This is a genomic window from Synechococcus sp. R8-2, from assembly GCF_047461715.1.
Classification (GTDB): domain Bacteria; phylum Cyanobacteriota; class Cyanobacteriia; order Thermostichales; family Thermostichaceae; genus Thermostichus.
This window is the reverse complement of record NZ_JANSHQ010000439.1, coordinates 1-4,537: the sequence shown is the minus strand read 5'-3', so window position 1 is coordinate 4,537 and position 4,537 is coordinate 1. Positions and strand designations below refer to the sequence as shown.

Sequence of the window (4,537 nt, the reverse complement as noted above, 5' to 3'; positions counted from 1 at the left end):
TTGCTCAAGATGCAGCCATTGGTGCTGTGGGGGGTACGGTGCTGGGCTTGCTCACAGGAGGCGTTTCTGCTTTAGGGGTTATTGGCGGAGCTGGAGCCGGAGTGGCGGTGGGCAATATCACAGCACCTCAAGTCGTGGTGTTGCGCCCTAACCAAACGATTAACTTGGCTTTGGACAGTCCGGTGCGTCTGTGATCGACAAATTTTTGATCTGGTTTTGATTTGGTTTGATCTGGAAGCAAAAAGGATCCCGGTTTTAGGCCGGGATCCCTGTTTGGTTTTAGGGATTTTTTCGAGGAACACCACCTTCAGTGTAAGTAGGTGTAGGCCCGCAGATTGTCTTCAAAGTGCTGCTGCAAGGCGCGGGCTTGATCCAGCGTGATCTGCCCTCGCTGCAGGGCGGTCTCGGTGGCGTGGTGGAGGGTCTCCACCAGATCTTCGCTGTTGTACTGCACCCAGCTCAGCACTTCGCCAATGGTGTCCCCCTTGATGACTTGGGAAACGTGGTAGCCGCCGGGGCGGGAGCGGATATGCACCGCGTTGGTATCGCCAAACAGGTTGTGCAGATCTCCGAGAATCTCCTGGTAAGCGCCCCCCAGAAACACCCCCAGCAGGTAGGGATGTCCGTTGGGGTCGTGCAGCGGCAAGACCGAGGTGATCTGCCCATCTTCGCCGAAGAAGCGGTTGATCTTGCCGTCGCTGTCGCAGGTCAGATCCGCCAGGGTGGCCCATTGGCGTGGCTCCTCATCCAGACGATGAATCGGCATGATGGGGAAGACCTGGTCGATGGCCCAGCTATCCGGCAGGGATTGGAACAGGGAGAAATTGCCGTAGTAGATGCTGGCCAGCATCTCGTCCAGATCCAGGAGATCCACTGCCACCGGATGCCCCGCTTGGTGCTGCTCGTAGGCCAAGGTGCAAATCTTGTCGGAGCAGTTCCAAAACAGGCGTTCCACCTCGGCCCGCTCCTGCAGGCTGAGGGATCCCTCGGTGAACTGGCGCAGGGCGGCCTCCTTCAGCTCCTGACAACGGCGATAGTTGACCACCAGAGTATCGGGCTGGATTTGGTAGTAGAGCTGGTTTAGCTTCTGGATCACCTCTGCATCGGAAGTGAGCTGGGTGGGCATGGGGTAGGGGCTGGCGGCGTTGACATCTTGCACGTCAAACACCAGCACCGACTGGTGGGACATCAGGGCGCGTCCGCTTTCGGTCACCAGTACCGGCGGCTGGATCCCGTGGGGTTCTAGGGCGGTCAGCACGGTCTGCACCACGGTGGCGGCGTAGTCCTCCATGCTGTAGCTCTGGGAAAAAGGATTGGGGGACTGGGATCCGTCGTAATCGACCCCCAAGCCGCCGCCGATATCCAGGTAGCCCATGGGTGCCCCCAGCTTGACCAGCTCGATGTAGATTTGGCTGGCCTCCCGCACGGCCCGTCCATGCACGCTCACCATCGAGATCTGGGAGCCGATGTGGTAGTGCAACAGGCGTAGACAATGCAGCTTGCCCGCTTCCCGCAGCCGTTCCACCACTTGCAAAATCTCGGTGGCCGTGAGGCCGAACTTAGCCCGATCCCCAGCCGAGGTGCCCCAGCGTCCACTGCCCTGGGCGGAGAGCTTGGCCCGTACCCCCAAGATGGGGTCAATGCCCAGTTGGTCGGCAGCCTGCAGCGCCAGCTCCAGCTCTTGCAGCCGCTCCAAAACGATGATGGGTGTGCGCCCCAGCCGCTGGGCCAAGAGAGCCGTCTCCATAAAGTCGCGGTCTTTGTAGCCGTTGCAGATCAACAAAGCCCCAGGAGTATCCAGCAGAGCCAGGGCAATCAACAGCTCCGGTTTGGATCCCGCCTCCAGGCCAAAGTGGTAGGCGCGACCGTGCTTCACCACTTCCTCCACCAGGTGGCGCTGCTGGTTCACCTTAACGGGGTAAACCCCCCGATAGACGTTGGGGTAGCCAAAGCGCTGGATGGCCTGCTGAAAGCTCTCGCAAATCCGCCGCATGCGGTCGGCCACGATCTCGGGAAAGCGAATCAAGAGGGGCAACTGCAGGCCCCGCGCCACCAGATCCATCACCAAGTGGTACAGGTCAATGCCCGGTTCCTGCTGCTGTAAGCCCTGTGGGGTCACCTCCACATGACCGGCGGCGTTGATACGGAAGTAGGGATCCCCCCAACCTGAGATGCGATAGAGCTTTTCGCTGTCTCGCAGTGTCCAGGGAGAACGAGTCAAAGTCGGCATAGTAGTCCCCCAGATACCGAGATGTGAACAGCGCAGGATTTCTGCACAGAATCCACAATATATTGCCCTATTCCAGAATATGTCAAGGTTTTTCCAATGCGGGGGGACTCAGGCCCAAAAACCGCTAAGCCTTGCCAGACAAGGGTTTAGCTTGAGGATCTCTATTCAACTGCCGCAGAACTCAGCTCGCTCAATCTCTTGTTTGCGCTGTTTTTCTTTGTTTTTCTCTTGAATTCTCCATTTTCTGTCTTTCCTTTCTGGACTTGGGTTGGATCCTGAGTTTTGCTGGGAAGCGTAGCGAGGAATACGGGGATGGCGCAGAGGGAAAGACAGCCACCTGGGGAAAGTGGGCCACGCACGGGATCCCAAGAGCTCTCGCCGGCAACCCTTGACAGGGCCCCGTGGGCAAGACAAGGATCGGGGCGGTGACCTCGGAGAACCTGAACCATGGCTCAACTGCCCCGCTTCCGTCGCCGAGAAGTGTTGCTTTCTTTATTGGCCACCGGCGCTACCTTGAGTGCTTGTCAAAGGGGATCCCGTTCTGACCAACCCAGCGGCAGGGATCCCGTTCCTGCCTCCGGCAGCCAGTCCTCCGACAAAGTTTTGCTGATCAACGGAGCCGGGTCCACCTTTCCGGCTCCTCTTTACTTGCGCTGGTTTTCCGATTACCGCCAGGTGGATCCCAAGGTGGAGATCAATTTCCAACCGGTGGGCAGCGCCGCTGGGATCCGGCAATTTATTGACCAGACAGTGGACTTTGGCGCCAGTGATGTGGCCATGACCGATGCCGAGATCGCCGAGGTGAAGCGGGGTGTGGTGATGATCCCGATGACCGCAGGCAGCATTGCCGTAGGCTACAACCTGCCGGGGATCCCTTCTGGACTCAAGCTGTCTCGACCCGTTTTGGTGAAGATCTTTCGCGGCCAAATCGACCAGTGGCGGGATCCGGAGATCCTGGCCCTGAACCCGGAGCTAACCATTCCCGATCTGCCCATCACCGTCTGCTACCGCTCCGATGGCAGCGGCACCACCGATACCTTTACCCGCCACCTGGCCGCCATCGATCCGGCTTGGGCCTCAGAAATCGGTGTTGGCATGTCGCTGGAGTGGCCGGTGGGCATTGGGGTAAAGGGCAACGAGGGCATGAGCGCCCAAATGCTTCTCAGCGAAGGGGTGATCGGCTACGTGGAGTCGGTCTATGCCCGCGAGCTGGATCTGTCGGTGGCAGCTCTGGAGAACCGCCGCGGCGAGTTCATTCTCCCCTCCCCGGAAGCCTCGGCCCTGGCCTTGAGCGAAATTGAGCTGCCGGAAAACCTGCGGGCTTTTGTGCCGGATCCCGCTGGCCCTGGAGCGTATCCCATCGTCACCTACACCTGGATCCTGACCTACCGCCGGTACTCGGATCCCGCCATGGCCGCCGCCCTGCAAGCTGTGCTCCGCTGGGCCCTTACCGAAGGACAAGCCCTGGCCGAGGAGATGGGCTACCTGCCCCTGGCCGCAACCGTTGTGAACCGCGGCCTGGAGGCGCTGCAGCTTATCCAGAGCTAGCCTGGCAGCAGTCCCCCAAGAGTTGCCAATAGCTGCCAACCCAGGCCATACCCCAAGCGGCACCGAAAGCAAGGCTGCTGCAGGTACGGAGATCCGTAACCGGTCTGCCCTTCAGCCCCGAGAAATGGGCGGCATTCTCGCCCTGGCCTCGCCAACCAGCTGGTTAGGATCGACCCAGGAAGTGACCAAGCATCTGCCGGATTTTCACAGATTGGCTGCCCAAGCTACTTCACACAGGCTGGCGGCGGTAACCGAAGCAATGTACTCAAGAAGAGGAGAATAAGGAGCCGATGGGAAAAGTTGTAGGAATTGACCTGGGCACAACCAACTCGGTTGTCGCCGTAATGGAGGGGGGTGTCCCCACCGTCATCGCCAATGCTGAGGGTACTCGCACCACACCCTCGGTGGTCGCCTTCACCAAAGATGGAGAGCGCCTGGTGGGCCAAATGGCCCGCCGCCAAGCGGTGCTCAACCCGGAAAACACGTTCTACTCGGTTAAGCGGTTCATCGGTCGTAGGTACGATGAGCTGAATGCCGACTCCAAGCGGGTCTCCTACCAGGTACGGCGGGATGAGCGGGGCAATGTCAAACTGTACGCACCCCGCCTGAACAAGGAATTTGCGCCGGAAGAGATTTCAGCCATGGTGCTGCGCAAGCTAGCAGATGATGCCAGCCGCTACCTGGGCCAGCCGGTCACCCAAGCGGTGATCACGGTTCCTGCTTACTTTAATGACTCGCAGCGGCAGGCCACCAAAGATG

General features: G+C 59.6%; 4 protein-coding genes. 3 read left to right on the top strand and 1 reads right to left on the bottom strand.

What is annotated here, in order from left to right:
- Positions 1 to 194 (top strand): hypothetical protein (locus NW819_RS10510; protein WP_414413708.1); only part of this gene is annotated, 194 nt, incomplete at its 5' end.
- Positions 195 to 307: 113 nt separating this feature from the next.
- Here the strand turns inward: NW819_RS10510 and speA are convergent.
- A complete protein-coding gene (gene speA, locus NW819_RS10505; RefSeq protein ID WP_414413707.1) occupies positions 308 to 2,230 on the bottom strand; it encodes a biosynthetic arginine decarboxylase in 1,923 nt (640 codons plus the stop codon).
- A 447-nt stretch (positions 2,231 to 2,677) separates the two neighbouring features.
- Here speA and pstS point away from each other — a divergent pair, with 447 nt between their 5' ends.
- Both pstS and NW819_RS10495 read left to right on the top strand, forming a co-directional pair.
- Positions 2,678 to 3,778: a phosphate ABC transporter substrate-binding protein PstS gene (gene pstS / locus NW819_RS10500; RefSeq protein WP_414413706.1), complete on the top strand. Its 1,101-nt coding sequence runs from the start codon at positions 2,678 to 2,680 to the stop codon at positions 3,776 to 3,778.
- A 290-nt stretch (positions 3,779 to 4,068) separates the two neighbouring features.
- On the top strand, positions 4,069 to 4,537 hold a 469-nt coding region (locus tag NW819_RS10495; protein ID WP_414413705.1), incomplete at its 3' end, for an Hsp70 family protein.

Coding starts and splice junctions, on each gene's coding strand:
- speA (WP_414413707.1), bottom strand. CDS start 2,230: ATGCCGACTTTGACTCGTTCTCCCTGGACACTGCGAGACAGCGAAAAG.
- pstS (WP_414413706.1), top strand. CDS start 2,678: ATGGCTCAACTGCCCCGCTTCCGTCGCCGAGAAGTGTTGCTTTCTTTA.